33 protein-coding genes and 1 tRNA gene are annotated in these 24,911 nt (G+C 63.9%); 21 read left to right on the plus strand and 13 right to left on the minus strand.

Annotated features, from left to right (window positions below; genetic code table 11):
* Positions 1-8: 8 nt before the first annotated feature.
* The 17 genes from rplX (at position 9) to V9L21_RS06050 (ending at position 8,544) form a co-directional block, all read left to right on the plus strand.
* Entirely contained in the window at positions 9-341 is a 333-nt protein-coding gene (gene rplX / locus V9L21_RS05970; protein ID WP_126748524.1) for a 50S ribosomal protein L24, read from the plus strand.
* Positions 342-352: 11 nt separating this feature from the next.
* A complete protein-coding gene (gene rplE / locus V9L21_RS05975; RefSeq protein WP_013544114.1) occupies positions 353-892 on the plus strand; it encodes a 50S ribosomal protein L5 in 540 nt (179 codons plus the stop codon).
* 8 nt (positions 893-900) lie between these two features.
* Positions 901-1,206 carry a 30S ribosomal protein S14 gene (gene rpsN / locus V9L21_RS05980; RefSeq protein WP_015867798.1) on the plus strand — a complete coding sequence of 102 codons (306 nt, stop codon included), beginning with the start codon at positions 901-903 and terminating at the stop codon, positions 1,204-1,206.
* 20 nt (positions 1,207-1,226) lie between these two features.
* Positions 1,227-1,622 carry a 30S ribosomal protein S8 gene (gene rpsH, locus V9L21_RS05985; RefSeq protein WP_093020602.1) on the plus strand — a complete coding sequence of 132 codons (396 nt, stop codon included), beginning with the start codon at positions 1,227-1,229 and terminating at the stop codon, positions 1,620-1,622.
* A gap of 24 nt (positions 1,623-1,646) precedes the next feature.
* Complete coding sequence (rplF, locus tag V9L21_RS05990) at positions 1,647-2,180, plus strand: 50S ribosomal protein L6 (RefSeq protein WP_009124809.1); 534 nt, start codon at positions 1,647-1,649, stop codon at positions 2,178-2,180.
* 14 nt (positions 2,181-2,194) lie between these two features.
* The gene (rplR, locus tag V9L21_RS05995; protein ID WP_021012927.1) at positions 2,195-2,560 is read left to right on the plus strand and encodes a 50S ribosomal protein L18; all 366 of its coding nucleotides are present in this window, start codon (positions 2,195-2,197) and stop codon (positions 2,558-2,560) included.
* Positions 2,561-2,578: 18 nt separating this feature from the next.
* Entirely contained in the window at positions 2,579-3,097 is a 519-nt protein-coding gene (rpsE, locus tag V9L21_RS06000) for a 30S ribosomal protein S5 (protein ID WP_028258414.1), read from the plus strand.
* Positions 3,098-3,132: 35 nt separating this feature from the next.
* Positions 3,133-3,318, plus strand: a complete 186-nt coding sequence (rpmD, locus tag V9L21_RS06005) for a 50S ribosomal protein L30 (RefSeq protein ID WP_009124818.1) — start codon at positions 3,133-3,135, stop codon at positions 3,316-3,318.
* Positions 3,319-3,329: 11 nt separating this feature from the next.
* Positions 3,330-3,761, plus strand: coding sequence for a 50S ribosomal protein L15 (gene rplO / locus V9L21_RS06010; RefSeq protein ID WP_062364115.1), 432 nt, complete (start codon positions 3,330-3,332; stop codon positions 3,759-3,761).
* Positions 3,762-3,787: 26 nt separating this feature from the next.
* On the plus strand, positions 3,788-5,101 hold the full coding sequence (gene secY / locus V9L21_RS06015) for a preprotein translocase subunit SecY (protein ID WP_258502853.1): 1,314 nt from the start codon (positions 3,788-3,790) through the stop codon (positions 5,099-5,101).
* A 75-nt stretch (positions 5,102-5,176) separates the two neighbouring features.
* Entirely contained in the window at positions 5,177-5,290 is a 114-nt protein-coding gene (rpmJ, locus tag V9L21_RS06020) for a 50S ribosomal protein L36 (protein WP_013544106.1), read from the plus strand.
* Between the two features lie 23 nt (positions 5,291-5,313).
* Positions 5,314-5,679 (plus strand): 30S ribosomal protein S13, encoded by a 366-nt coding sequence (gene rpsM, locus V9L21_RS06025; protein ID WP_013544105.1) that lies wholly within the window; start codon positions 5,314-5,316, stop codon positions 5,677-5,679.
* Between the two features lie 12 nt (positions 5,680-5,691).
* A complete protein-coding gene (gene rpsK / locus V9L21_RS06030; protein WP_009124825.1) occupies positions 5,692-6,096 on the plus strand; it encodes a 30S ribosomal protein S11 in 405 nt (134 codons plus the stop codon).
* Positions 6,097-6,226: 130 nt separating this feature from the next.
* The gene (rpsD, locus tag V9L21_RS06035; RefSeq protein ID WP_013544104.1) at positions 6,227-6,850 is read left to right on the plus strand and encodes a 30S ribosomal protein S4; all 624 of its coding nucleotides are present in this window, start codon (positions 6,227-6,229) and stop codon (positions 6,848-6,850) included.
* A 128-nt stretch (positions 6,851-6,978) separates the two neighbouring features.
* Entirely contained in the window at positions 6,979-7,968 is a 990-nt protein-coding gene (locus V9L21_RS06040; protein WP_009124827.1) for a DNA-directed RNA polymerase subunit alpha, read from the plus strand.
* A gap of 82 nt (positions 7,969-8,050) precedes the next feature.
* Positions 8,051-8,449 (plus strand): 50S ribosomal protein L17, encoded by a 399-nt coding sequence (rplQ, locus tag V9L21_RS06045; protein ID WP_337310008.1) that lies wholly within the window; start codon positions 8,051-8,053, stop codon positions 8,447-8,449.
* 18 nt (positions 8,450-8,467) lie between these two features.
* Positions 8,468-8,544 (plus strand) — tRNA-Met (locus V9L21_RS06050).
* 180 nt (positions 8,545-8,724) lie between these two features.
* Here V9L21_RS06050 and V9L21_RS06055 read toward each other — a convergent pair.
* From V9L21_RS06055 to V9L21_RS06080, 6 genes are read right to left on the minus strand one after another with little or no spacing between them, the layout of a single operon-like run.
* Positions 8,725-9,123, minus strand: a complete 399-nt coding sequence (locus V9L21_RS06055) for a RidA family protein (protein ID WP_126748520.1) — start codon at positions 9,121-9,123, stop codon at positions 8,725-8,727.
* Positions 9,120-10,742 (minus strand): AMP-binding protein, encoded by a 1,623-nt coding sequence (locus V9L21_RS06060; RefSeq protein WP_337310010.1) that lies wholly within the window; start codon positions 10,740-10,742, stop codon positions 9,120-9,122. The genes V9L21_RS06055 and V9L21_RS06060 overlap by 4 nt, the downstream gene beginning before the upstream one ends.
* Before the next feature lie 5 nt (positions 10,743-10,747).
* Positions 10,748-11,941, minus strand: a complete 1,194-nt coding sequence (locus tag V9L21_RS06065) for an acyl-CoA dehydrogenase family protein (RefSeq protein ID WP_337310012.1) — start codon at positions 11,939-11,941, stop codon at positions 10,748-10,750.
* 4 nt (positions 11,942-11,945) lie between these two features.
* On the minus strand, positions 11,946-12,800 hold the full coding sequence (locus V9L21_RS06070; protein WP_337298184.1) for an enoyl-CoA hydratase family protein: 855 nt from the start codon (positions 12,798-12,800) through the stop codon (positions 11,946-11,948).
* Entirely contained in the window at positions 12,797-13,273 is a 477-nt protein-coding gene (locus tag V9L21_RS06075) for a MarR family winged helix-turn-helix transcriptional regulator (RefSeq protein WP_126748516.1), read from the minus strand. Before V9L21_RS06075 ends, V9L21_RS06070 begins: the two co-directional genes overlap by 4 nt.
* A 1-nt stretch (position 13,274) precedes the next feature.
* Positions 13,275-15,623, minus strand: coding sequence for a bifunctional salicylyl-CoA 5-hydroxylase/oxidoreductase (locus tag V9L21_RS06080; protein WP_443304508.1), 2,349 nt, complete (start codon positions 15,621-15,623; stop codon positions 13,275-13,277).
* A 157-nt stretch (positions 15,624-15,780) separates the two neighbouring features.
* Between V9L21_RS06080 and V9L21_RS06085 the strand changes: the two genes are divergently transcribed.
* Together V9L21_RS06085 and V9L21_RS06090 are read left to right on the plus strand one after the other, a co-directional pair.
* On the plus strand, positions 15,781-17,049 hold the full coding sequence (locus V9L21_RS06085; protein ID WP_337310016.1) for a class I SAM-dependent methyltransferase: 1,269 nt from the start codon (positions 15,781-15,783) through the stop codon (positions 17,047-17,049).
* A gap of 12 nt (positions 17,050-17,061) precedes the next feature.
* Positions 17,062-17,388 (plus strand): DUF1840 domain-containing protein, encoded by a 327-nt coding sequence (locus V9L21_RS06090; protein ID WP_337310018.1) that lies wholly within the window; start codon positions 17,062-17,064, stop codon positions 17,386-17,388.
* A 13-nt stretch (positions 17,389-17,401) separates the two neighbouring features.
* On the opposite strand, the gene V9L21_RS06095 is transcribed toward V9L21_RS06090, so the two are convergent.
* Positions 17,402-18,418 (minus strand): Bug family tripartite tricarboxylate transporter substrate binding protein, encoded by a 1,017-nt coding sequence (locus V9L21_RS06095; protein ID WP_337310019.1) that lies wholly within the window; start codon positions 18,416-18,418, stop codon positions 17,402-17,404.
* Between the two features lie 72 nt (positions 18,419-18,490).
* Entirely contained in the window at positions 18,491-19,417 is a 927-nt protein-coding gene (locus V9L21_RS06100; RefSeq protein ID WP_337310021.1) for a LysR family transcriptional regulator, read from the minus strand.
* A gap of 111 nt (positions 19,418-19,528) precedes the next feature.
* Between V9L21_RS06100 and V9L21_RS06105 the strand changes: the two genes are divergently transcribed.
* Positions 19,529-20,293 (plus strand): SDR family oxidoreductase, encoded by a 765-nt coding sequence (locus tag V9L21_RS06105; RefSeq protein ID WP_337310023.1) that lies wholly within the window; start codon positions 19,529-19,531, stop codon positions 20,291-20,293.
* Positions 20,294-20,326: 33 nt separating this feature from the next.
* On the opposite strand, the gene V9L21_RS06110 is transcribed toward V9L21_RS06105, so the two are convergent.
* The 5 genes from V9L21_RS06110 to V9L21_RS06130 all read right to left on the minus strand — a co-directional run bounded on the left by V9L21_RS06110 (position 20,327) and on the right by V9L21_RS06130 (position 24,712).
* A complete protein-coding gene (locus V9L21_RS06110; protein WP_337310025.1) occupies positions 20,327-21,292 on the minus strand; it encodes an alpha-ketoacid dehydrogenase subunit beta in 966 nt (321 codons plus the stop codon).
* Positions 21,283-22,317: a thiamine pyrophosphate-dependent dehydrogenase E1 component subunit alpha gene (locus V9L21_RS06115; protein WP_337310028.1), complete on the minus strand. Its 1,035-nt coding sequence runs from the start codon at positions 22,315-22,317 to the stop codon at positions 21,283-21,285. Before V9L21_RS06115 ends, V9L21_RS06110 begins: the two co-directional genes overlap by 10 nt.
* Before the next feature lie 74 nt (positions 22,318-22,391).
* Positions 22,392-23,279 (minus strand): LysR family transcriptional regulator, encoded by an 888-nt coding sequence (locus V9L21_RS06120; protein WP_337310030.1) that lies wholly within the window; start codon positions 23,277-23,279, stop codon positions 22,392-22,394.
* Between the two features lie 69 nt (positions 23,280-23,348).
* Positions 23,349-24,260, minus strand: a complete 912-nt coding sequence (locus tag V9L21_RS06125; protein ID WP_337310032.1) for an amino acid ABC transporter substrate-binding protein — start codon at positions 24,258-24,260, stop codon at positions 23,349-23,351.
* Positions 24,261-24,271: 11 nt separating this feature from the next.
* Complete coding sequence (locus V9L21_RS06130; protein WP_337310034.1) at positions 24,272-24,712, minus strand: VOC family protein; 441 nt, start codon at positions 24,710-24,712, stop codon at positions 24,272-24,274.
* On the opposite strand from V9L21_RS06130, the gene V9L21_RS06135 reads away from it, so the two are divergent.
* Complete coding sequence (locus tag V9L21_RS06135) at positions 24,702-24,881, plus strand: hypothetical protein (RefSeq protein WP_337310105.1); 180 nt, start codon at positions 24,702-24,704, stop codon at positions 24,879-24,881. The genes V9L21_RS06130 and V9L21_RS06135 overlap by 11 nt on opposite strands.
* Positions 24,882-24,911: the final 30 nt, after the last annotated feature.

The raw sequence follows: 24,911 nt of genomic DNA on the forward strand, positions 1-24,911 counted from the left end.
ACAACGCCATGAACAAGATTCGCAAAGGCGACCAGGTCATCGTGTTGGCCGGGCGCGACAAAGGCAAGCGCGGCGTCGTCTCGCTGCGCAAGGACGATTCGCACCTCGTCGTCGAGGGCGTGAACATCGTCAAGAAGCACGCCAAGCCGAACCCCCTCAAGGGTACGACCGGCGGCATCGTCGAGAAGACCATGCCCATCCACCAATCCAACGTGGCGATCTTCAATGCCGCGACCGGCAAGGCCGATCGCGTGGGCATCAAGATCACCCAGGGTGCTGACGGCAAGCGCGTGGCTGTTCGCGTCTTCAAGTCCAGCGGCGACGAAATCAAGTTCGCCTAAGAGGTACTCACATGGCACGTCTCCAACAACACTATCGCGAAAAGATCGCGAAAGACCTGACGGAAAAGTTCGGCTACAAGTCGCCGATGCAGGTCCCCCGCCTCACCAAGATCACGCTCAACATGGGCGTGGGTGAAGCTGTCGCCGACAAGAAGGTTCTCGACAACGCTGTCGCCGACCTGACCAAGATCGCCGGCCAGAAGCCCGTGGTCACCAAGTCGAAGAAGGCTATCGCCGGTTTCAAGATCCGCGAAAACCAGCCGATCGGCTGCATGGTCACGCTGCGTGGCGTGCAGATGTATGAGTTCCTGGACCGTTTCGTGACCATCGCGCTGCCGCGTGTTCGCGACTTCCGCGGTATCTCCGGCCGTGCGTTCGACGGCCGTGGCAACTACAACATCGGCGTCAAGGAACAGATCATTTTCCCTGAGATCGAATACGACAAGGTCGATGCCCTGCGCGGTCTCAACATCAGCATCACGACGACGGCCAAGACCGATGAAGAAGCCAAGGCGCTTCTCGCTGGTTTCCGTTTCCCGTTCAAGAACTGAGGCGAACCGTGGCTAAACAATCTCTGATCCAACGCGAACTCAAGCGCGACAAGCTGGTCGCCAAGTACGCTGCGAAGCACGCGGAACTGAAGGCAATTTCCAACGACCTGAAGAAGAGCGACGAAGAGCGCGCTGCTGCCCGCCTGGGCCTGCAAAAGCTCCCGCGCAACGCGAACCCCACGCGTCAGCGCAACCGTTGCGAAATCACCGGTCGCCCCCGTGGCACCTTCCGTCAATTCGGTCTGGCCCGCGCCAAGATCCGCGAACTGGCTTTCAATGGCGACATCCCCGGTGTCACCAAGGCCAGCTGGTAAGCCAGGCAGGAGCAAACAACATGAGCATGAGTGATCCCATTGCCGACCTGCTGACGCGTATCCGTAACGCGCAGATGGTGGCGAAGCCCACTGTGTCGATCCCGTCTTCCAAGGTGAAGGCTGCGATTGCACAGGTCCTGAAGGACGAAGGCTACATCGACGGCTTCGAAGTGAAGACCGAAGCCGGCAAGTCCGAACTCGTCATTACCCTGAAGTACTACGCTGGCCGTCCGGTCATCGAGCGCATCGAGCGCGTGAGCCGTCCCGGCCTGCGTGTCTACAAGGCCAGTGCTTCCATTCCGCAAGTCCAGAACGGCCTCGGTGTTGCGATCGTCACGACCCCCAAGGGCGTGATGACCGACCGCAAGGCGCGCGCTACCGGTGTCGGTGGCGAAGTGCTGTGCTACGTCGCCTAACCGAGACATCGAGGAGTAACTGAAATGTCCCGAGTAGGAAAAATGCCGATCACCATCCCCGCAGGCGTGGATGTGTCGATCAAGGAAGACCAGATCAGCGTCAAGGGCACGGGCGGCACGCTCAACCTTGCACGCAATGCACTGGTCAAGATCGTCAGCAATGACGGCAAGCTGAACTTCGAACCCGCCAACGAATCGCGTGAAGCGAACGCAATGAGCGGCACGATCCGTCAGCTGGTGAACAACATGGTGGTTGGCGTGACCAAGGGCTTCGAGAAGAAGCTCAACCTGGTCGGCGTCGGCTACAAGGCTGCAGCGTCCAACAACAAGTTGAACCTGCAAGTCGGTTACTCGCACCCGGTCAACATCGACATGCCGCAAGGCATTACGGTGGCCACCGCGACCCCGACCGAAATCGTGATCAAGGGTGCTGACCGTCAGCGCGTTGGTCAAATCGCCGCTGAGATCCGCGCTGTTCGTCCGCCTGAGCCTTACAAGGGCAAGGGCATCCGTTATTCGGACGAGAAGATCGTGATCAAAGAGACCAAGAAGAAGTAAGGGGCAGCAAAATGATGTTGACCAAAAAAGCACAGCGTCTTCGCCGCTCGCGCCAGACCCGCATTCGCATCGCGACGCAGGGCGTGGCTCGCCTGACGGTGAATCGCACCAACCTGCACATCTATGCCACCGTCATCTCCGACGACGGCACCAAGGTGATCGCCACCGCATCGACGGCCGAAGCCGAAGTGCGCGCTGCACTCGGCGGCTCGGGCAAGGGTGGCAATGCCGCCGCTGCAACGGCCATCGGCAAGCGCATCGCTGAAAAGGCGAAGGCTGCCGGCGTCGAGAAGGTCGCCTTCGACCGCGCAGGTTTTGCGTACCACGGCCGCGTCAAGGCGCTGGCCGATGCGGCTCGCGAAGCCGGTCTGCAGTTCTAACCGGACACGAGATTCAAAATGGCAAAGATTCAAGCAAGAACGCAGAACGAAGGCCCTGAAGACGGTTTGCGCGAGAAGATGATCGCGATCAACCGCGTCACCAAGGTGGTGAAGGGTGGTCGTATCCTCGGTTTCGCAGCACTCACCGTCGTGGGCGACGGCGAAGGCCGCGTCGGCATGGGCAAGGGCAAGTCGAAGGAAGTGCCTGCTGCCGTGCAAAAGGCGATGGAAGAAGCTCGCCGCAACCTGGCCAAGATCTCGATCAAGAACGGCACGCTGCATCACCGCGTGACGGGCCATTGGGGCGCTGCCTCGGTGGTCATGATCCCGGCCCCGAAGGGTACCGGCATCATCGCCGGCGGCCCGATGCGCGCCGTGTTCGAAGTCATGGGCATTACCGACATCGTGGCCAAGAGCCATGGTTCGTCGAACCCCTACAACATGGTTCGCGCCACGCTCGACGGGTTGAAGAACTCGACGACCGCGTCCGAAGTGGCTGCCAAGCGCGGCCTGACCGTCGAAGAAATCTTCGCCTGAGCGCAAGCTCTCGCAAGGCTGAAGGAAGCATTCAAATGACGACGCAACAACAAACCCTCAAGGTGCAATTGGTCAAGAGCCCGATTGGCACCAAGGAATCGCATCGCGCGACCGTGCGTGGCCTCGGCCTGCGCAAGCTCAACAGCGTGAGCGAGCTGCAAGACACCCCGGCGGTGCGCGGCATGATCAACAAGATCAGTTATCTGGTCAAAGTTCTGTAAGAGAGACTGATATGGAACTCAATGGCATCAAGCCGGCAGCCGGCGCCAAGCACGCCAAGCGCCGTGTTGGCCGCGGTATCGGCTCCGGTATCGGCAAGACCGCAGGTCGCGGTCACAAGGGTCAGAAGTCGCGCGCAGGCGGTTTCCACAAGGTCGGCTTCGAAGGCGGTCAAATGCCGCTGCAGCGTCGCCTGCCGAAGCGTGGCTTCAAGTCGCACCTGCTGAAGTTCAACGCCGAAGTCACGCTGACTGCCCTCGAGCAGCTCGGCCTGGCCGAAGTGGACATCCTGGCGCTCAAGCAAGCCGGCCTCGTGGGCCAGCTCGCCAAGGTCGTCAAGATCGTCAAGACCGGTGAACTCACCAAGGCCGTCAAGCTGACGGGCGTGGGCGCAACCGCTGGTGCCAAGGCTGCGATCGAAGCAGCCGGCGGCAGCATCGCCTGATCACACTGGACTGAAAGAAGTTCTTCGTGGCAACTAACGCGGCAACGATCGCAAAAACAGGCAAGTTCGGCGACCTCCGCCGCCGGCTCGTCTTTTTGCTGCTCGCGCTCGTGGTCTATCGGATCGGCGCGCACATTCCTGTGCCGGGCATCAACCCGGACCAGCTGGCTGCGTTGTTCCAGGGCCAGCAGGGCGGCATTCTGAGCCTGTTCAACATGTTCTCGGGCGGGGCGCTGTCGCGCTTCACCGTGTTCGCGTTGGGGATCATGCCGTACATCTCGGCGTCGATCATCATGCAGTTGATGACCTACGTGGTTCCTACCTTCGAGCAATTGAAGAAGGAAGGCGAGGCTGGCCGTCGCAAGATCACGCAGTACACGCGCTATGGCGCACTCGGCCTGGCCTTGTTCCAGTCGTTCAGCATCGCAGTGGCGCTCGAGTCGTCGGCCGGCCTGGTGAACTCCCCCGGTTTCGGCTTCCGCCTGACCGCGATGGTGAGCCTGACGGCGGGTTCGATGTTCCTGATGTGGCTCGGCGAGCAGATCACCGAGCGCGGCTTGGGCAACGGTATCTCGATCCTGATCTTTGCAGGTATCGCGGCCGGTCTGCCGAGCGCCATTGGCGGCCTTGCGTCGCTGGTGACGACCGGTGCGATGAATCCGATCATCGCGCTCTTCATCATCGCGATCGTGGTGCTGGTCACCTACTTCGTGGTGTTCGTCGAACGCGGCCAGCGCAAGATCCTCGTGAACTATGCGCGGCGCCAGGTCGGCAACAAGGTCTATGGCGGCCAGTCGTCGCACCTGCCCTTGAAGCTGAACATGGCCGGTGTGATTCCGCCGATCTTCGCCTCGTCGATCATCCTGCTGCCCGCAACGGTGGTCGGCTGGTTCAGCACCGGTGAAGGCGGTTTCCGCTGGATCAAGGACATTGCCAGCGCACTGCGCCCGGGCGAGCCGATCTACGTGCTGCTGTACGCTGCCGCGATCGTTTTCTTCTGCTTCTTCTACACGGCACTCGTGTTCAACAGCAAGGAAACGGCCGACAACCTGAAGAAGAGTGGTGCTTTCATTCCTGGCATTCGCCCGGGTGACCAGACCGCTCGCTATATCGACAAGATTCTGGTTCGCCTGACGTTGGCCGGCGCGGTGTACATCACCTTCGTCTGCCTGCTGCCCGAGTTCCTGATCCTGAAGTACAACGTCCCGTTCTACTTCGGTGGTACCTCCCTGCTGATCATCGTGGTCGTCACGATGGACTTCATGGCCCAGGTGCAAAACTACATGATGTCCCAGCAGTACGAATCGCTGCTGAAGAAGGCCAACTTCAAGACATCGTAGGGCCGTGAGTTTCAGTATTGAGAATATTGGGTGTGGGCGGTGTACCGCCACGTTAAACAGTTTTAGGAGAATGAAATGAGAGTTTCGGCTTCGGTCAAAACCATCTGCCGTAATTGCAAGGTCATCCGCCGTAAAGGTGTGGTGCGTGTGATTTGCACCGACCCGCGCCACAAGCAGCGCCAGGGTTGATTGAAGAGTATTAGAGGACGCACATGGCACGTATTGCTGGCATCAACATTCCGCCGCACAAGCACGCTGAAATCGGCCTGACCGCCATCTTCGGCATCGGTCGCACGCGCGCCCGTCAAATCTGCGAAGCGAGCGGCATCGAATATTCGAAGAAGATCAAGGACCTGACTGACGCCGATCTCGAAAAGATCCGCGACCAGATCGCCTTGTTCACCATCGAAGGCGATCTGCGTCGCGAGACGACGATGAACATCAAGCGTTTGATGGACATCGGCTGCTATCGCGGCTTCCGTCACCGTCGCGGCCTGCCGATGCGCGGCCAGCGCACGCGCACCAATGCCCGCACCCGCAAGGGTCCGCGCAAGGCTGCGCAGTCCCTGAAGAAATAAGGATAGACCAGCATGGCTAAAGCACCTGCAAACAACGCCGCACAGCGCGTTCGCAAGAAGGTTCGCAAGAACGTTGCGGACGGTATCGCCCACGTGCATGCCTCGTTCAACAACACCATCATCACGATCACCGATCGCCAGGGCAATGCCCTGTCGTGGGCTTCGTCGGGTGGCCAGGGCTTCAAGGGCTCGCGCAAGTCGACGCCGTTCGCTGCGCAGGTGGCTTCCGAAGTGGCCGGCCGTGCTGCTGTCGAACAAGGTATCAAGAACCTCGACGTCGAGATCAAGGGCCCCGGCCCCGGTCGCGAATCGTCGGTGCGCGCACTGGCTGCGCTCGGCATCCGGATCAATTCCATTGCCGACGTGACGCCCGTTCCGCACAACGGCTGCCGTCCCCAGAAGCGTCGCCGCATCTGATCGTCAGTCCGCAAGGCGCAGCCGGCTCTTGAGCGGCTGCGCATTTGTTTTTTAACTAAGCCCACCGCCATCCGCATTTTCGCCGATGGCTCCCGCAGGCAACTGCGGCAGATGACACAAAGGAAACCACGTGGCACGCTACCTCGGCCCCAAGGCCAAACTTTCCCGCCGCGAAGGCACCGACCTGTTCCTGAAGAGCGCCCGTCGCTCGATTCAAGACAAGGCCAAGTTCGACTCCAAGCCCGGCCAGCACGGCCGCACTTCGGGTCAGCGCACGTCTGACTACGGCCTGCAACTGCGTGAAAAGCAGAAGGTCAAGCGCATGTACGGCGTGCTCGAGAAGCAGTTCCGCCGTTACTTCGAGGAAGCCGACCGTCGCCGTGGCAACACCGGCGCCAACCTGCTGTTCATCCTCGAGTCGCGCCTGGACAACGTGGTCTACCGCATGGGCTTCGGCTCGACGCGCGCCGAAGCACGCCAGCTCGTGTCGCACAAGGCGATCACGGTGAACGGCCAGTCGGTCAACATTCCGTCGTACCTGGTCAAGACCGGCGACGTGATCGCCGTGCGCGACAAGTCGAAGAAGCAGACCCGCATTGCCGAAGCACTCCAGCTCGCCCAACAAGTCGGTATTCCGGCTTGGGTCGAAGTGAACGCCGACAAGGCCGAAGGTACCTTCAAGAAGGTGCCCGATCGCGACGAATTCGCAGCCGACATCAACGAATCGTTGATCGTCGAACTGTACTCGCGCTAAACAGACGATAACGGGCCGCCCTTCGCGGCCCGAATTTGATTTTTTTGTTCCCATCGGGAGGCACTTCCGATGGGTGCTTCACCAGCCTTACCGGTGTAACGAGCCGGGGGTATTGAGAGGAAGTCTGCATGCAAACCACCCTGCTGAAACCCAAGACCATTCAGGTCGAGCAACTTGCCGCCAACAAGGCCAAGGTCACGCTCGAGCCTTTCGAGCGCGGCTACGGCCACACGCTCGGCAACGCGCTGCGTCGCGTTCTGCTGTCGTCGATGGTCGGTTATTCGGCCACTGAAGTCACGATCGCCGGCGTTCTGCATGAGTACTCGTCGATCGACGGCGTGCAGGAAGATGTCGTCAACATCCTGCTGAATCTCAAGGGCGTGGTGTTCAAGCTCCACAACCGCGACGAAGTCACGTTGAGCCTGCGCAAGGACGGCGAAGGCCCGGTCCTGGCGTCTGACATCCAGACCCCGCACGACGTCGAGATCATCAACCCCGACCACGTGATCGCGCACCTGTCGCAGGGCGGCAAGCTCGACATGCAGATCAAGGTTGAAAAGGGTCGCGGCTACGTGCCCGGCACGATGCGCCGCTACGCCGACGAGCCGACCAAGTCGATTGGCCGTATCGTTCTGGACGCTTCGTTCTCGCCCGTGAAGCGCGTGAGCTACACCGTCGAAAGCGCTCGCGTCGAACAGCGTACCGACTTGGACAAGCTGCTGGTCGAGATCGAAACCAACGGTGCGATCACCGCCGAAGACGCCGTGCGCGCCTCGGCTAAAATCCTGGTCGAGCAACTGGCCGTGTTTGCACAGCTCGAAGGCGGCGAACTGGCTGCATTCGATGCACCTGCACCGCGCAGCGCACAGCAATTCGACCCGATCCTGCTGCGCCCTGTCGACGAGCTCGAACTCACCGTGCGTTCGGCCAACTGCCTGAAGGCCGAAAACATCTACTACATCGGTGACCTGATCCAGCGCACCGAGAACGAGCTGCTCAAGACCCCGAACCTGGGTCGCAAGTCGCTCAACGAAATCAAGGAAGTGCTTGCCTCGCGCGGCCTGACCTTGGGTATGAAGCTTGAAAGCTGGCCGCCGGCCGGCCTCGACAAGCGTTGATTTTTAAATTGAGCCCATGAGGGCTCGTGCCCGGGCAGTACCTGATACGGCTGCCTGTTTAATAAAGTAAAGGAAAAGCACCATGCGTCACGGACACGGACTCCGCAAACTCAACCGCACCAGCTCGCACCGCCTTGCGATGCTGCAGAACATGATGAACTCGCTCATCGAGCACGAAGTCATCAAGACCACGGTCCCCAAGGCCAAGGAACTGCGCCGCGTCATCGAACCGATGATCACGCTCGCCAAGAAGCCCACGCTTGCAAACAAGCGCCTGGCTTTCGACCGCCTGCGCAGCCGCGACAGCGTCGTCAAGCTCTTCGCCGATCTGGGCCCGCGTTTCGCGGCACGTCCGGGCGGCTACACGCGCATCCTGAAAATGGGTTTCCGCGTGGGCGACAACGCTCCGATGGCTCTGGTCGAACTGGTCGACCGTCCTGAAATTAAAGAAGCAGATGCCGAGCAAGGCGCTGCTGAATAAGGTATAATTCCATCTTGCCGCGCGATGGAGCAGCCTGGTAGCTCGTTGGGCTCATAACCCAAAGGTCGCAAGTTCAAATCTTGCTCGCGCAACCAATTTAAAAGGCCCTTTGAATTTCAAAGGGCCTTTTTTCTTTGGTCGATGAATCCAAATAAAAAGCCCTCTTCGCGAGGGCTTTTTTATTGTTCTGCCGGCCAGTGAAATTCAGTCTGGGGTTCCGGCCAGAAACGCGCCAGCGCAGAGCAGAGGGCGTATGTGCCCGCCTCGAGCTCCGGTCAGTCGGGAATGACCGCCGTCACCTCGATCTCGACCTTGGCACGGTGCTCTACCAGCGCAGCCACCTGCACGCAGGTCATCGCCGGGAAATTGCGCCCCATGGCTTCGCGGTACACAGGACCGAGTTCAGCCAGCCGTCGGCTGTATTCGTCGCGGTCCGTCACGTACCAGGTCATGCGTACCATGTGCTCGGGGCCGGCGCCGGCTTCGCGCAGCACTTCGGCAATGTTGCGCAGCGCCAGGCCGCATTGGTCGATGAAGTCGTCCGACTCGAACTGCTGCTGTGCATTCCAGCCGATCTGTCCGCCGACGAACACCATGGTGCCGCGTGCGGCCACGCCATTCGCATAGCCCTTGGGGGGTAGCCAGCCCGGTGGCTGCAAGAGTTTGTTCATCATGTTGTGCTGTTGAGTTGTCTCAGTTTGAATCGCTGGAGCTTGCCGGTCTCGGTGCGCGGAAGCACCGTCACAAACTCGATCTCCCGCGGGTATTTGAACGGCGCGATGCTGGCCTTCACGTGGTCCTGCAGCGCCTTGACGAGTGCGTCGTCGCCTTCATGGCCGGGCTTCAGCACGCAGAAGGCTTTGACGATCATGCCGCGGTCCGGATCGGGCTTGCCGATGACGCCGCACTCGGCCACGGCCGGGTGCTTGAGCAGCGCATCTTCCACCTCTGGACCGCCAACGTTGTAGCCGGCCGTGATGATCATGTCGTCGGCGCGCGCCTGGTAGAAGAAGTAGCCGTCGTCGTCCTGCACGAACGAATCGCCGGGGTAGTTCCAGCCGTTCTTCACATAGTCGGCCTGGCGCGGATCGTCCAGATAGCGGCAGCCCACCGGGCCCTGCAGCGCCAGCTTGCCGACCGTGCCGCGTGGGACTTCGTTGCCTTGGTCGTCCACCACCTTTGCCGTGAAACCCGGTACCACCTTGCCGACCGCACCCCGGCGCACCTGGTCGCCCGCTGCGGAAATGTAGATGTGGAACACCTCGGTGCCGCCGATGCCGTCGAGCATCTCGATGCCGGCGGCTTCCTTCCAGAGCTGCCGCGTCGCGTCGGGCAGCGCCTCGCCCGCGCTTACGCAGATGCGCAGGCTCGGCGCGCCGTGCTGGCGAACGAAGGGCGCCATCTGTCGGTAGAAGGTGGGCGCGGTGTAGCAGATGGTCGCACCGACCTGGTTGATGAGCTTCACGAGCCCTTCGGGCGTGAACGGTGCATCGGCAAAGTACACCGAGGCGCCGGCCCACATCGGAAACACCAGCAGCCCGCCAAGTCCGAAGGTAAAGGCCAGCGGCGGCGAGCCGATCACGATGTCGTCGCTTCGTGCCTGCAGCACGTGGCGCGGCCACGTTTCGCACATCGCGAGCACGTCGCGGTGCGTGGTGACCGGTGCCTTGGGCTTGCCGGTGGTGCCCGATGTGAATGCAAGCAACGCAATGTCGTCCGACGCCGTGGGGCACGCCGCGAACACACCGCTCTTGCCCGCCGCGCGTGCGGACAGCGAATCGGGCGCATCGGGTTTGTTGAAGGCGATCACCGATGCAAGCACCGGATGCTCCCGCTGCGCAATCGAGAGTTCGTCGAGCAGCCGGCCATCGCACAGCGCCGCCACCGGCTGCGCCTTCTCGATGATGTCGCCCAGTTCCTTGGCGCGAAGCAGCGGCATGGTGGCCACTGCAATCAGGCCGGCCTTGACCACTGCGAGCCACGCCAGCGCCATGGCCACCGAATTGCCGCCGCGCAGCAGCACTCGGTTACCCGGCACGAGCGCCAGGTCTTCGGTGAGCACCTGCGCGATACGGTTGACCTCGACGGCCGCCTGCGAGTAGGTCAGCGTGCCGGTCGGCGAACGCAGCATCGGCTTGTCGCCGAACCCCTTGGCGGGGGCCTTGTCCAGAAGCTCTTCGACCAGGTTCAGCTGATCGGACAGCTGCAACTCCGGAAGGTCGTAGCGGAAGACCGGCAACTGCTCGGCGGGCGGCAGGCGGTCGTGAACGAAGCGGTCGACTTGGGCAGACACGGTATTTATCCCCGCAGAACGGATTTGCCAATGATCAGTTGTTGAACCTCCGTCGCGCCTTCATAGATGCGCAGCGAGCGGATGTCGCGGTAGAGGCTTTCAATCTTCGTGCCAACCTTCACGCCAAGGCCGCCGTGCATCTGCAGTGCCATGTCGATCACGCGGCTCGCGTTCTCGGTGGCGCACATCTTGGCCATGGCCGCCGCAGCGGACACATCGCCCACCGCGGCTGCACCGCGCTGCTCGGCGTCATCGCGCATCCACGCGGCGCGATAAGTGAGCAATGCGGCGCTGTCGATCAATGCGGCCATCTCGCCCAGCTTGGCCTGCGTGAGCTGGAAGTCGGCAAGCGTCTGCCCGAACATCCGGCGACTCTTCGCATGCGCGATGGCCTCGGCGAGTGCACGGCGCCCCATGCCGAGCGCGGCGGCCGCCACCGAGGCGCGAAAGATGTCGAGCGTGCGCATAGCCAGCTTGAAGCCACCGTTGAGCTCGCCCAACTGCGCCGTGCGCGGCACAACGCAATTGTCGAAGCGCAGGGTGGCCAGCGGGTGCGGCGCCATCACGTCGATGTGCTCGGAGGTGTCGAGCCCGGGCGTCTTCGCATCGACGATGAAAACCGTGATGCCGCGCGTACCGCCCGTGGGGTCGGTCTTTGCGAACACGCAATAGAAGTCGGCGATGCCGCCATTGCTGATCCACGTCTTCGCGCCGTTCAGTCGCCAGCCTTCGGCCGTGGGTTCGGCGCTCATCGCCATCGCGGCCACGTCCGATCCCGCATCGGGTTCGCTCAGCGCAAAGGCCGCGATCTTCTCGCCCTTGCCCACGGCCGTGAGGTACTGCGACTGCTGCTCGGGTGTACCCGCGAGCGTGATGGCTCCGCTTCCCAGGCCTTGCATCGCAAACGCGAAGTCGGCCAGCGGCGAGTGGTAGCCCAGTGTTTCACGCAGCAGCACGAGCGCGCGCGAATCGAGACGCTCGAGCGCGCCACCCGCGCTGCCGGGCACCGCATAGCGCAGCCAGCCGCCGTCGCCGAGGCGGCGCACCCATTCGCGGCAAGCCGCGCGGTCGTCGCGCTCATCGATCTCTTGCGCTGCGCACCAGGGCAGCAGGTCGCGCGCGAGCGAGCGATGGGCTTCGTCGAAGAAGGGCAGCGCGAGGTGCGCCGTCGAAGGTGGTGCGGGGATCTTCGTCATCATGGCGTCAGTCCCCACCGAACACCGGCTTGCGCTTGGCCGCGAAGGCTTCGTAGGCGCGCTTGAAGTCTTCGGTCTGCATGCAGATGGCCTGCGCCTGCGCTTCGGCTTCGATGGCCTGGTCGATCGTCATCGACCATTCCTGCGAGAGCATCGTCTTGGTCATGCCGTGCGCGAAGCTCGGGCCTTCGGCCAGTTCGCGCGCCACCTTGGTGGCAGCCTCGAGCAGTGCATCGCTTTCGTGCAGCGCATTGAAGAAGCCCCAGGCGTGGCCTTCCTGCGCCGTCATTGCGCGGCCGGTGAAGAGCAGCTCCGATGCACGGCCTTGGCCGATCACGCGCGGCAGCAGTGCGCAGGCACCCATGTCCGCACCGGCAAGGCCCACGCGTGTGAAAAGAAATGCAGTGCGCGTGGCGGGTGACCCGTAGCGCAGGTCGCAGGCCAGCGCGATCATCGCGCCGGCGCCGGCGCACACGCCGTCGATCGCACCTACGATGGGTTGCGGGCATGCGCGGATCGCCTTCACCAGGTCGCCCGTCATGCGCGTGAACTCCAGCAGTTCGGGCATGCGCATGCCAGTGAGCGGGCCGATGATCTCGTGCACGTCGCCGCCCGAGCAGAAGTTGCCGCCCGCGCCGGTAATGACGATGGCCTTTACGTCGGTGGCGTAGTTCAACGCGCGGAACAGGTCGCGCAGTTCGGCGTACGAATCGAAAGTGAGCGGGTTCTTTCGCTCGGGTCGGTTCAGCGTGACGGTGCCTACGCCGGCCTCGTAGCTCCACGCGAAGTGCTTGGCCTCGTAAGGCGCCTTGGCCTCGAATTGCGCGCGCATGGGATTGCCCGCTCCGATGTAGTGCTTCATTCGGCCTCCGCCATCTGGCTGTGTGAGTGTTGCTTGACCTTGCCTAGCAGCTTGTGAAGCTGCGCGATTTCCTTGGCGCTGAGGCCCGCGAAGGCATCGACGATCCAGTCTTCGTGCTGCTGCGCCATTTCGTTGAAGAGCTTGCGGCCGCGCGCGGTAAGACGCACGCGCCAGGCGCGCCGGTCGCCCTCGACGTCTACGCGCTCCACCAGCCCTTCGGTCACGAGCTGGTCGGTGATGCCGGTCACGTTGCCGCCCGTCACCATCATGCGGCGCGAGAGCTCGTTCATCTTCAGGCCGTCAGGCGCACGCTCGAGCTGCGACATCAAATCGAAGCGCGGCAGCGTGGTCGAGAACTGCGAACGCAGTTCGTTGCGCACCTGCTTCTCGATCAGCTGCGTGCAGGTGAGGAGCCGCAGCCAGAGCCGCAGGGCCTCGGGGTGTTCGCTGTGGGCGCGCGCTTCGAGGTCCATGTCAGTGCGTCTCCTCGTTGTTCTGCGCGGCCATTGCGGCATTGGCCGCCGCAGCCATCTGCTGCTGCTTGGCGATCTCGCGGTACATCTGGTCCCGCCCGCTCAGGTATTGCTTCGGCCAATCGACATCGCGGCTCTGCAGCTTGGCCGCCTCGTGCAGCGTCCAGGCGGGGTCGGCGAGGTGCGGGCGCGCGATGGCGCAGAGGTCGGCGCGCCCCGCCGCGATGATGCTGTTGGCCTGGTCCGCATCGGTGATGGCACCCACTGCAATGGTCGAGATGCCGATTTCGTTGCGAATGCGGTCCGAGAACGGCGTCTGGTACATGCGGCCGTACACCGGCTTGGCGGCGCGCGTGGTCTGGCCGGAAGACACGTCGATGAAATCGGCGCCGGCTTCCTTGAAGAGGCGCGCGACGATGACCGCGTCCGCATCGGTGTTGCCGCCCGGCGCCCAGTCGTGCGCCGAGATCCGCACGCTCATGGGCTTGTCTTCAGGCCAGGCGGCGCGCATCGCGCGGAACACTTCGAGCGGATAGCGGCAGCGCGCTTCGATGCCTCCGCCGTACTCATCGGTGCGCAGGTTGGTCAGGGGGCTGATGAAGGCCGACAGCAGGTAGCCGTGCGCGCAGTGCAGCTCGAGCCAGTCGAAGCCGCATTCGGCCGCGCGGCGGGTGGATTCGACGAACCGCTCGCGCATGTCGTCCATCTGCTCGCGCGTCATTGCGGCCGGCAACTGGTTCTGCTCGCCATAGGCCACCGCGCTTGCGGACAGCAGCGGCCAGTTGCCGCTCTCCAAAGGCTCGTCGGTGCCCTCCCAGCCCACGCGCGTCGAGCCCTTGGCCCCACTGTGGCCGAGCTGCATGGCGATCTTTGCGCTCGACTGCGTGTGCACGAAGTCGACGATGCGCTTGAACGCGGCCTGCTGCGTGTCGTTGTAGAGGCCGGTGCAGCCGGGGGTGATGCGGCCCTCGGGCGTCGGGCTCGTCATTTCGACGAACACCATGGCGGCGCCGCCGAGCGCGCGCGCACCCAGGTGCACCAGCAAGAAGTCTTGAGGCACGCCGTCGACCGCGCTGTAGGTGGCCATCGGCGACACCAGGATGCGGTTCTTCAGCGTGAGCCCGCGCACCGTAAGAGGCATCAGCATGGGCGCCACGGGCTTTCCGCCCGCGAGCCACCGTTCGTAGCCGCCGAGCCATTCGGTGTCGCGCACGCGCAGGTTCTCGTGGCTGATGCGCTGCGAGCGTGTGAGCAGCGAATAGGCGAACTGCTCGATCTGCATGCCGGTATAGCGCGGCACGTTTTCGAACCATTCGGTGGAGTTGCGGGCCGCGTTCTGTATCTTGAGCACCTCGACGCTGCGGCGCGCCTCGTAGCCCTCGAGCACGTGGTCGACCGTGCCGCCCTGCGCGAATTCATTGGCCAGGTCGATCGCGTCTTCCAGCGCGAGCTTGGTGCCCGAGCCGATCGAGAAGTGCGCCGTGTGCGCCGCGTCGCCCATCAGCACCACGGGCACCGAGCGGCCCTGCACGTCGATGCGGTGCGTCCAGCGCTCGCACACCACGCGCGGAAAGCGGATCCAGTTGGCCGAGCCGCGCAGGTGCGTGGCGTTGCTGATGAGCGGATGCCCGCCCAGGTACTTGGCGAACAGCTTTTCGCAGAAGGCGATGGCCTCCGGCTGCTCCATCTGGTCGAGGCCGTGGGCCTTCCACACCGCCTCGGGCGTTTCGACGATGAAGGTGGAGGTCTTGTCGTCGAACTGGTAGGCATGCGCCTGGAACCAGCCGTGCTCGGTCTGCTCGAAAGCAAAGGTAAATGCGTCGAAAGTCTGGTTCGTGCCCAGCCACACGAAGCGGCAGTTGCGCAGGTCGATGTCGGGCTTGAATACATCGGCATAACGCTGGCGGATGCGGCTGTTGAGGCCGTCGCTGGCAATCACCAGGTCGGCGTTGTACTGGGCGGCAATCGCCTGGTCGTCCGTCGCGTCGGTTTCGAACACCAGCTTCACGCCCAGCGCCAAGCAGCGCTCCTGCAGGATGTTCAGCAGCCGCTTGCGGCCGATGCCGCAGAAGCCGTGCCCGCCGGAGCGCACCTGGCGGCCCTTGAAGAACACCTGGATGTCGTCCCAGTGATGGAACTCGTTGCCGATGAGCGCCGCGGTCTCGCCGTCCGCTGCCGCCAGGTTGGCCAGCGTCTGGTCGCTGAGCACCACGCCCCAGCCGAAGGTGTCGAAGGGGCGGTTGCGCTCGACCACGGTGATGTCGAGCGCCGGGTTGCGCGCCTTCATCAGCAGCGCGAAATACAGCCCGGCAGGGCCGCCGCCGATGCACAGGATGCGTTGAAGGTCCATGGCGGGGGCGGCTGAAGCGCCGACAGTAAGGCTGTTCATGATTGAATAGTTTAAGCATAAACAATCTGATGTCAACGGGACCACTACCACAGGGGGTACCGCATGGGTTGTGCGATGTCATGCAAAAAACTGAAAAAATCAATACCATGGCCGCACCATGCAAAGCTTGATACCCAAGATCGAGTCGCAGCTTGCGTCGCTGCCCGTGCCCATCGCGCTGGAATTGCCTGATGGCCGAAGAGTTGCCAAGCCGGGGTCCCGCGTCACCCTGGCGTTCAGCGAGTGGTCGGCGCTGGCCAAGCTGGCCGCCCGTCAGGTGGGCGCCATTGGCGAGGCGTATGTAGAAGGCAAGGTCCAGATCGAAGGCGCAATGCGCGACCTGGTCGACGCAACGGTCGGCATGCTGCCCGGCAACCCCGCCGAGACCGACACCACCTGGTGGACCCGCCTGGCGCGGCTGGCCAAGTCCCGCGGCTCGCACTCACTGAACAAGGATGCGGAGCAGATCCAGTTCCACTACGACGTTTCGGACGACTTCTACGCGCTGTGGCTCGACCCGCGCCGGGTCTACTCGTGCGCCTACTTCCGCACCCCGGAGCTGACGCTTGCACAGGCGCAGGAGGCCAAGCTCGACCACATCTGCCGCAAGCTGCTGCTGCAGCCCGGCGAGCGTTTCCTGGACATCGGCTCCGGCTGGGGCGGCCTGCTGATGTGGGCGGCCGAGCACTACGGCGTGGACGCCACCGGCATCACGCTGTCGAAGAACCAGCACGCGCATGTTCAACAGCTCATCGAGGAAAAAGGCCTTCAGGGCCGGGTGCGGGTGGAGCTGCGCGACTACCGCGAGCTTTCCGCCGACGCGCCTTTCGACAAGATCGCGTCGGTCGGCATGTTCGAGCATGTGGGTGCGGCCAACATGCCGACCTATTTCCGCAAGATCCATTCGCTGCTGAAGCCCGGCGGCCTGGTGCTGAACCACGGCATCACCTCGGGCCAGCTCGACTACCGGCAGCTGGGCGCGGGCATGGGCGACTTCATCGAGAAGTACATCTTTCCGGGCGGCGAGCTGCTGCATGTGACGCATGTGCTGCGCGAAACGGCCGCTGCGGGGCTGGAGATGGTCGATACCGAAAGCCTGCGGCCGCACTACGCGCGCACGCTCTGGGCTTGGTCTGACGCGCTCGAGGCGCAGCTTGGCACCGCGCGCGAGGTGCTCGAGCGCTCCGGGGGGGCGCAAAGCCGGAATGCCGAGCGCATCTTGCGGGCCTATCGCCTGTACCTGGCGGGCTCCGCCATGAGCTTCGAGCAGGGTTGGATCTCACTGCACCAGATGCTTTCCACCAAGCCGGACGGCAGGGTGGAGCACGGTGCGCTGCGCGGTTCGCAATCGGTGTACCCTTTTGCCCGTGACTACATCTACAAGTGAGTAAAAACAACCATGCTGTACAAATTCCAGTCGCGGGCTACGCCTGACTTCGTGATGCTGGAGGTGCATGCGCGCCAGCTGCTCGACATCGTCGGCAAGCCGGCTGCACCCCAGGGCATCATCACCGTCGAGCAGATTCCTGCCGCCATCGCGGCGCTCGAGTCCGCGCTGGCTCGCGAAGCAAGCAACGCCCCCCATAACCACGACGACCACGTCGTCGAAGGCCATGCCGACGACGCCGAAAAGCAGCATGTGAGCCTGCACCAGCGCGCCGCGCCGCTGCTTCACATGCTGAGGGATTCGCTGGCCGAGGAAAAAGACGTCACCTGGAGCACCTGACCAGGCCGGGGGGTTAGTCGACCTTTGCGCCCGAGTCCTTCACCACCTTTGCCCACTTCACATGCTCGCTGGCAATCAGCTTCGTGAAGTCGGCGGGTGAATTGCCGCTCGGAATAGCGCCCTGGGCCAGCATCTTTTCCTTGATGGCTGGCGTGCCGAGCGACTTGGCCACTTCCTGCTGGATGCGATTCACGATGTCGGGCGGGGTGCCGGCCGGCGCGAGCAAGCCGAACCAGGAACTCGCCTCGAAGCCCTTGAGCGCCGGGCCACCCGCTTCCTCGACCGTCGGAATATCAGGCAGTGCCGGCGAGCGCTGGGCGCTGGTCACGGCCAGCGCCGTGAGCTTGCCGCCCTTGATCTGAGCCATCGACGAGGGCAGGTTGTCGAACATCACGTCGGCATTGCCGCCCACCATGTCCAGCAGCGCCGGGCCCGAGCCCTTGTACGGAATGTGCGCCATGTAGGTGCCGGTCATGCTCTTGAAGAGCTCGCCCGCCAGGTGGATGGACGTGCCGCTGCCGCTCGAAGCCATGTTGAGCTTGCCCGGGTTGGCCTTGGCGTACTTGATGAAATCCTGCACGTTGCGGATGTTCAGGGTCTTGGCCTTGTCGGCGTTCATTTCCATTACGTTGGGCACGGCCGCCACCAGCGTGATCGGCGCGAAATCCTTGATGGGGTCGAACGGCAGCTTGGGATAGAGCGCGCGGTTGATGCCGTGCGTGCCTACCGTGCCCATCAGCAGCGTGTAGCCGTCGTTCGGCGCGCGCGCGACGATTTCTGCGCCCACGTTGCCGCCCGCGCCCGCGCGGTTGTCGACGATGAACTGCTGGCCGAAGGCCTTCGAGAGCTCGGGCGCAACGGCGCGCGCCAGGATGTCGGTGGTGCCGCCGGCTGCAAAGGGCACGACGATGCGCACCGGCTTGTTCGGCCAGGTGTTCTGGGCCCAGGAAGGAGCAGCCGCAAGGGCGATCACTGCCGCGGAAGCGGCAAGCGCAACCCGGCGATTCGATTTGAAAGTTGAAGAAGTCATGCGCGCGTTTGTACAGGTGAACGGCATCGTGCGTCGCGGGTAAAAACCCCGGTGGCGCGCCGGGTATGCCGGTTAGGCCACCTGCATCCGCTCGGCGAAGCGCTCGCGGCGAAAGCGCTCGAGCACAAAGTCGACGAACACCCGCGTCTTGGCCGGCAGCAGCTTCTTGCTCGGGTAATAAAGCCAGACCGCGCCCGCATCGAAATGCCACTCCGGCAGCAGGCGCACCAGTTCGCCGCTGCGCAGGCCCCGCTCGACGAAAGGCATCGGCAGCATGGCCACGCCCAGGCCCATCAGCGCGGCATGTGCAATTGCTTCCGGATCGTTGAAGATCGCGCGCGGCCGGGGCAGCTCCACCGTGGTCTGGTCGCCCTTGGCGTGCTGCAGCGTCCAGCTGCGCAGCCGGCCCGTGGGCGAAGAACGGCGCAGCAGCGCGTCGAACTGCACCAGATCCGCCGGATGGCCGGGCAACGCGCGGCCTGCCAGATACCCCGGGGCGGCCACTGCCACCACATGAATGCGCGCCAGCTCACGCGCCACCATGCCGGGCGACAGCTCGATGCCCCCGCCAATGGCCGCGTCGAAGCCCTCACCCACCAGGTCCACCTGCTGGTTGTCGAAGTGCCAGTCGGGCAGGATCGACGGGTAGCGCGCAAGAAAGTCGCCCATCAGCGGCAACACATGCTCGCGGCCGAACGCCTGGCCCATGCTCACCTTCAGCGTTCCGGCAGGTTGGCCGTCGTCCTTCGAAACATCGGCCACGGCGTCTTTCAGCGTTGCGAGCGCCCCGCCGATCTGCCCCAGGAATCGCTCGCCGCCCTCCGTCAGCGTCAGCCGGCGCGTGCTGCGCTGAAAGAGCCGGACGCCGAGGCGCGCTTCGAGTCGCGCAACATTCTTGCTGACCGCCGCAGGCGTGAGCCCCAGCCGCCGGGCGGCGGCCGAGAAGCTGCCGCTTTCCGCGCTCTGGACAAAGGAATCGAGGTGATTGAGCGGTTCCATCCGCTCATTTTCAACCAATGGTTGAATTTGATTGCACCAATTGACGGCTACCGGGAAGGTAATTAAATCCTGACACTGAAGGTCTTCCAGCTCACAACTTCAGGAAACCACATGGCCTCCACTCCCCAACCCACCACTCCCGTCCTGGCCGGCAAGGTCGCTTTCGTCACCGGCGGTTCGCGCGGAATCGGCGCCGCCATCGTGCGCCGCCTGGTTCGCGACGGCGCCGCCGTGGCCTTTAGCTACGCCAGCTCCAGCGCTCCGGCCGACGAGCTCGCACGCAGCATCGAAGCGGAAGGCGGCCGCGCACTGGCACTGAAGATCGACAGCGCCGACGCCGCGGCGCTCACGGCCGGTATCGACGAAGCGGCCCGCGCGTTCGGCAAGATCGACGTGCTGGTGAACAACGCGGGCGTGTTCCTGGGCGGCAGCCTCGACGACTTCTCGCTCGAGGACTTCGACAAGACGCTCGACATCAACGTGCGCGCCGTGTTCGTTGCGGCCAAGGCGGCCTCGCGCCACATGGGCGAAGGCGGCCGCATCATCAACATCGGCAGCACGAATGCCGAGCGCATGCCCTGGCCTGGCGGCAGCGCCTATGCCATGAGCAAGTCGGCGCTGAAGGGGCTGGTGCAGGGCCTTGCGCGCGACCTTGGTCCGCGCGGCATCACGGTCAACAACGTGCAGCCCGGCCCGGTCAACACCGACATGAATCCGGTCGACGGCCCGAACGCCGCCGCCATGCACGGCCTGATGGCGCTCGCCCGCCATGCGCACCCGGAAGAAATCGCAGGCATGGTGGCTTACCTGTCCAGCCCCGAGGCCGCCTTTGTGACGGGCGCGAGCCTCAACATCGACGGCGGCTTCGCGGCCTGAACAGCTGAACTGATGGGCCCTCAGGGCCCGGCATCAGCCCAGCAGTTTTTTTGCGGCCGCCACCACGGCTTCGGCACCGACGCGCGATTGCGCCTCCAGCACCGGCGCATAGCCGACCGGAATGCGCGGCGCGCCGAGCCGCGCGACGCGGCACCCGGTGGCTTCGGCGGCGCTGGCCGCAATCTCGGCGCCGAAGCCGGCCGCCTGCACCGCCTCGTGCACCACCAGCAGCCGCTGCGTGCGCGCGCAAGAAGCAAGCACCGTCTCGCGGTCCCACGGCCAGAGCGTGCGCAGGTCGATCAGGTCGGCCGCAATGCCTTCGGCCGCTAGCGCATCGCAGGCGGCCGCGCATGCCTGCACCTGCTTGCTCCAGCTCACGATCGTGATGGCGTTGCCTTCGCGCACGCGCCGCGCCTTGCCAAGCGGCACGGCCATGTCTTCGTCCACATTACCGCGCAGGCCCCACAGCGTCTTGTGCTCGATGTAGACCACCGGATCGCCGCACTGCAGCGCGGCGCGCAGCAGGCTGTAGTTGTCCTGCGGCGTCGAAGGGCTCACCACCACCACGCCCGGCAGGTGCGCGAACCAGGCTTCGAGTGACTGCGAATGCTGCGCAGCCGAGGCGTCCCAGATGCCGCCCGGCGTGCGCGCCACCAGCGGCACCCGCCCCTGCCCGCCGAACATGAAGCGGTTCTTGGCGGCCTGGTTCACCAGCTCATCCATGCCGCAGAGCGCGAAGTCGACCACGCGCATCTCGACCACCGGGCGCAGGCCCGCGAGCGCCATGCCCACGCCGGCACCCATGATCGCGGCCTCGCTGATCGGCGTATCGATCACGCGCTCGGCGCCGAAGGTCTGCTGCAGCCCCTTGTACTGGCCGAAGATGCCGCCGCGGCCCACGTCTTCGCCGAGCACCACCACGCGTGCATCGGCTTCCATCTCGCGCTGAACCGCGAGCACCGCGGCTTCGGAGTAGCTTAGATCCTTGCTCAGCGCCATTGGCCGGCTCCGATGGTCTGCACGTCGGTGAAAGCGGTGCTGGCGTCGGGCCAGGGCGCCGCATCGGCAATGGCCAGGGCGGTATCGACCTCGTCGCGAGCAGCGTTCTCGATGGCGTCGAGCGTGGCGGCGCTCACGCCATGCGAAAGCAGGTGCCCGCGCGCCCGTGCAATCGGATCCGTTTCCAGAGCCGCGGCGAGTTCGGCCGGATCGCGGTACGCCGCGAGATCCACCGAGACATGCCCCTTCACCCGGTAAGTCAGCGCATGCAGCAGGCGCGGCCCGCCGCCGTCGCGCACTTCGCGCACCAGCCGTGCGGCGGTTTCGTGCACCGCGAACACGTCGTTGCCATCGACCTGCGTGGCCGCAATGTCCATCGATGCGGCGCGTGCCGATGCGCCTTCGCCCGCCGTCATCGGCCCACTCGCCGTGGTGGCGCTCCAGCGGTTGTCCTCGCAAACGAAGAGTACCGGCAGGTCGTACACGCGCGCCCAGTTCAGTGCTTCGAGAAAAGGCCCGCGGTTGATTGCGCCGTCGCCGAAAAAGCAGACCGTGATGTCACCGCTTTTCTTGAGCACCTTTTGCGCGTGTGCCGCGCCCACGGCAATCGGCAGGCCGGCCGCCACCACGCCGTTCGCGCCCAGCATGCCGACCGAAAAATCCGCAATGTGCATCGAGCCGCCCTTGCCGCCGTTGAAGCCCGTGGCCTTGCCGAACAGCTCGCACATCATGCGAACCAGGTCCGCGCCCTTGGCCAGCGTGTGGCCGTGGCCGCGATGCGTGGAGGTGAGGTAATCGCTCGCGCGCAGGTGGGCGCACACGCCGGCCGGCACCGCCTCTTGGCCGGTTGAAAGATGCAGCGGTCCGCGCACCTTGGCAGAGCCGGCGGCCTGCTGGCCATAAGCGCTCACGCCGCCCTGGCTGGCCGCTTCAGCGGCGTTCTCGAATGCGCGAATGCGCACCATGGTGCGGTACAGCGCCTCGCCGATGATCTTTGGCGTGGCGTTTGAATTGCTCGAATCCATTTCGTCTCCAGCGCCGGTGATGCTGGCGCGATGGAAAAAATGGTATCAAGCGCGACAACCCTTCGGCACGGGGCTTACCCCCGAGGTGTCTCGGTTGCTTCGGCCGCTTCTTGCAAGCAGTGCGCGAGCCGTCCCACGATGGGCGGACTGGCCCGCGGCTTTCGTTGGAGAAGGCCCACCTCCCTGTAGAACGTCAGCTCGCCGAGCGAGAGCACGCGAACGCTCGCAGGCAGCGGAAGGTGCGCCTCCACCAGCGGCACCAGGGCAACGCCCAGCCCTTTGGAAGTCATGTGGATGAGCCCCGGTATTTCGTCGAGCTCGATCGAATCGTTGACCACGATGCCTTCGCGGCGCAGGAACCGTTCCACCATGCGCCCGCCGAACGATGCCCGGTCGTAGCGAAGAAACGGTTGCTCCTGGATGAGGGTGCGCCAGTCCTTCCCCGGCATCTTCTTGGGCGCGATGAGCACGTACGGCTCGTGCACCAGCGATTGCCACGTCAGGTCCGGAAGAATCCCGAAAGGCGGCCGGATGATGACTGCGGCGTCGATGACACCGGCATCCAGGTCGTCCATCAGCCGCATCGACACACCGGGCGACACATGCACGCGAAGTTGCGGAAGCTCCTTGCGCAGGCTGGCAAGCGCACGCGCGAGCAGCGTCGATTGGGTCGATGCAATGGCGCCGATCCGCAGCAGCCCACCGTGGGCGGCATCCTCCGGCAGCTCGCCAAGCTTTGCATAGAGCGCGCAGATCTCCTCCGCGCGTGCCAGCGTCGTCTCGCCGGCCGCATTCAGGGTGGCCGACCGGCCCGTCCTGTCGAAGAGCTCGAACCCCAGCGCCTCTTCGAGCCGCTTGATCTGGCTGCTGACGGCCGATTGCGTCAGGCCGATGCGCTCGCCCGCGGCGGCAAAGGTGCCGTGTCGGCACACGGCGATGAAGGTTCTGAGCTCGTTGATCATGGCCCGAGCATCTCAAGAATCGATGCCCGGTTCAACGATTCATCGCTTCGAGCCATGCATTGCCCAGCGTCATCGCGCCTCGTACTCTTCCATCGGCTTGTCGGTCGGGTTCACCCATGCCGCTTTGGTCAGTGCGCTCGCCGGCAGACCGACCTTCGAGTTGTGAGGCGGAATGGGCTGCACAAACCACTTGTCGTAAATGCGCGCGGCCTCTCCGCTCCTGGCGAGCGACACCACGCTCTGGTCGACGAGCTTCTTGAATGCCGCGTCGCCCTTCGGAAGCATGATTGCAATCGGCTCCACGCTGAGCACCTGGTCGAGCAGCCTGTACTGCGCCGGCTCCCTGCTCTTGGAAATCAGCGTGGCAAGAATCTGGCCATCGGCTGCAAAGCCGTCCACGCGACCCGATTCGAGCAGCAGGAAGCCCTCGCTGTTGTCCTTGGCCAGCACCTCCGCAATTTCGCCCGCACCGTCGCGCTTGAGCTTTCGCAGGATCTGCACAGACGTGGTGCCCGTTGTCGCGGCCACGGCCTTGCCGGCCAATTGCGCCGCAGAAGCAATGCCCGAGCTTGCCTTGACGGCGATGCGAACCCCTTCGACATAGAGCGTAGGCGCAAACGCCACGTCTTTCTGGCGCGCCGTGTTGTTGGTGGTGGTGCCGCATTCGATGTCGACCGTTCCGTTCTGCACCAGGACAATGCGGTTCTGCGGCGTGACCAGCTGGTACTTCACGTTGATCTTTTCGAGCTGCAACGTCTTTCGAATGTCGGCGATGACACGCTCGCAGACTTCGACATGAAAGCCCGTGTAGCTGCCCGGTCCGAGCGTGAAGGACATGGCGCCCGAAGCGTCTCGCACGCCCATGGTGATGGCGCCGGACTCCTTGATCTTCTTCAGGGTATCGGTTTGCGCGGCAGCGTTTACTGCCGAAAGCAAAAGGGCCGCGGCAGTGGCGCCCGCGATGAGCAAATGTGTTTTCACGCGGCGCTTTCTCAAACGGCGAACAGCGAATCCAGATTCGCGAACGACTTCATCTCGATGGCATTGCCCGAGGGGTCGAGAAAGAACATCGTCGCCTGTTCGCCCGGCTCGCCCTTGAAGCGGATGTAGGGCTCGATCACGAATTTGGTTTGCCGCGCGACGAGCTTGTCGGCCATGGCCTGCCACTTGTCCATTGGAAGAATGGCGCCGAAATGGCGCACCGGCACGTCGTGGCCGTCCACCGCGCTGCTGGCCTTGTGGCCGCATTCGTCGGGTGCAAGGTGCGCCACGATCTGGTGGCCGTAGAAATCGAAGTCGACCCATTCGGGCGCGCTGCGGCCCTCGGGGCATCCGAGCAGATCGCCATAGAACGCACGGGCTTCGGCAATGTCGCGCACCGGAAAAGCCAGGTGAAAAGGGATTCTTTCGTGGGGAGCATTCATGGCTGACATCGCGGCTGGAGTTGAAGGTGGGCAAACTTTAAGCAGCGAGCCTCATAACCGAAAACGATATATTTACTTGCTGAGCATCGATTTTTTCAATGCTTTGCAGCGCACCACCGGCGCTCTTCTATTGCGTGTCTCGCGTGCCACCCGCGCACGAAATCGCCTTGCACTTTGAAACCAGGCTTATCGGGAATTCCCGGATGAC

It is taken from the genome of Variovorax sp. CCNWLW235 (assembly GCF_037204085.1).
In the GTDB taxonomy this organism is placed as follows: domain Bacteria; phylum Pseudomonadota; class Gammaproteobacteria; order Burkholderiales; family Burkholderiaceae_C; genus Variovorax.

What these genes read in the sequence shown, in the direction of transcription:
- V9L21_RS06130 (WP_337310034.1), bottom strand. Translation starts at nt 24,712, where the DNA reads ATGTCAGCCATGAATGCTCCCCACGAAAGAATCCCTTTTCACCTGGCT.
- V9L21_RS06100 (WP_337310021.1), bottom strand. Translation starts at nt 19,417, where the DNA reads ATGGAACCGCTCAATCACCTCGATTCCTTTGTCCAGAGCGCGGAAAGC.
- V9L21_RS06120 (WP_337310030.1), bottom strand. Translation starts at nt 23,279, where the DNA reads ATGATCAACGAGCTCAGAACCTTCATCGCCGTGTGCCGACACGGCACC.
- rpsM (WP_013544105.1), top strand. Translation starts at nt 5,314, where the DNA reads ATGGCACGTATTGCTGGCATCAACATTCCGCCGCACAAGCACGCTGAA.
- V9L21_RS06095 (WP_337310019.1), bottom strand. Translation starts at nt 18,418, where the DNA reads ATGACTTCTTCAACTTTCAAATCGAATCGCCGGGTTGCGCTTGCCGCT.
- rpsK (WP_009124825.1), top strand. Translation starts at nt 5,692, where the DNA reads ATGGCTAAAGCACCTGCAAACAACGCCGCACAGCGCGTTCGCAAGAAG.
- V9L21_RS06090 (WP_337310018.1), top strand. Translation starts at nt 17,062, where the DNA reads ATGCTGTACAAATTCCAGTCGCGGGCTACGCCTGACTTCGTGATGCTG.
- V9L21_RS06065 (WP_337310012.1), bottom strand. Translation starts at nt 11,941, where the DNA reads ATGATGACGAAGATCCCCGCACCACCTTCGACGGCGCACCTCGCGCTG.
- rpmJ (WP_013544106.1), top strand. Translation starts at nt 5,177, where the DNA reads ATGAGAGTTTCGGCTTCGGTCAAAACCATCTGCCGTAATTGCAAGGTC.
- V9L21_RS06115 (WP_337310028.1), bottom strand. Translation starts at nt 22,317, where the DNA reads ATGGATTCGAGCAATTCAAACGCCACGCCAAAGATCATCGGCGAGGCG.
- V9L21_RS06070 (WP_337298184.1), bottom strand. Translation starts at nt 12,800, where the DNA reads ATGAAGCACTACATCGGAGCGGGCAATCCCATGCGCGCGCAATTCGAG.
- V9L21_RS06135 (WP_337310105.1), top strand. Translation starts at nt 24,702, where the DNA reads ATGGCTGACATCGCGGCTGGAGTTGAAGGTGGGCAAACTTTAAGCAGC.
- V9L21_RS06075 (WP_126748516.1), bottom strand. Translation starts at nt 13,273, where the DNA reads ATGGACCTCGAAGCGCGCGCCCACAGCGAACACCCCGAGGCCCTGCGG.
- V9L21_RS06110 (WP_337310025.1), bottom strand. Translation starts at nt 21,292, where the DNA reads ATGGCGCTGAGCAAGGATCTAAGCTACTCCGAAGCCGCGGTGCTCGCG.
- rplE (WP_013544114.1), top strand. Translation starts at nt 353, where the DNA reads ATGGCACGTCTCCAACAACACTATCGCGAAAAGATCGCGAAAGACCTG.
- rpsH (WP_093020602.1), top strand. Translation starts at nt 1,227, where the DNA reads ATGAGCATGAGTGATCCCATTGCCGACCTGCTGACGCGTATCCGTAAC.
- V9L21_RS06085 (WP_337310016.1), top strand. Translation starts at nt 15,781, where the DNA reads ATGCAAAGCTTGATACCCAAGATCGAGTCGCAGCTTGCGTCGCTGCCC.
- rplR (WP_021012927.1), top strand. Translation starts at nt 2,195, where the DNA reads ATGTTGACCAAAAAAGCACAGCGTCTTCGCCGCTCGCGCCAGACCCGC.
- V9L21_RS06055 (WP_126748520.1), bottom strand. Translation starts at nt 9,123, where the DNA reads ATGATGAACAAACTCTTGCAGCCACCGGGCTGGCTACCCCCCAAGGGC.
- V9L21_RS06105 (WP_337310023.1), top strand. Translation starts at nt 19,529, where the DNA reads ATGGCCTCCACTCCCCAACCCACCACTCCCGTCCTGGCCGGCAAGGTC.
- rplQ (WP_337310008.1), top strand. Translation starts at nt 8,051, where the DNA reads ATGCGTCACGGACACGGACTCCGCAAACTCAACCGCACCAGCTCGCAC.
- V9L21_RS06080 (WP_443304508.1), bottom strand. Translation starts at nt 15,623, where the DNA reads ATGGACCTTCAACGCATCCTGTGCATCGGCGGCGGCCCTGCCGGGCTG.
- V9L21_RS06040 (WP_009124827.1), top strand. Translation starts at nt 6,979, where the DNA reads ATGCAAACCACCCTGCTGAAACCCAAGACCATTCAGGTCGAGCAACTT.
- rplO (WP_062364115.1), top strand. Translation starts at nt 3,330, where the DNA reads ATGGAACTCAATGGCATCAAGCCGGCAGCCGGCGCCAAGCACGCCAAG.
- rplF (WP_009124809.1), top strand. Translation starts at nt 1,647, where the DNA reads ATGTCCCGAGTAGGAAAAATGCCGATCACCATCCCCGCAGGCGTGGAT.
- rpsE (WP_028258414.1), top strand. Translation starts at nt 2,579, where the DNA reads ATGGCAAAGATTCAAGCAAGAACGCAGAACGAAGGCCCTGAAGACGGT.
- rpmD (WP_009124818.1), top strand. Translation starts at nt 3,133, where the DNA reads ATGACGACGCAACAACAAACCCTCAAGGTGCAATTGGTCAAGAGCCCG.
- rplX (WP_126748524.1), top strand. Translation starts at nt 9, where the DNA reads ATGAACAAGATTCGCAAAGGCGACCAGGTCATCGTGTTGGCCGGGCGC.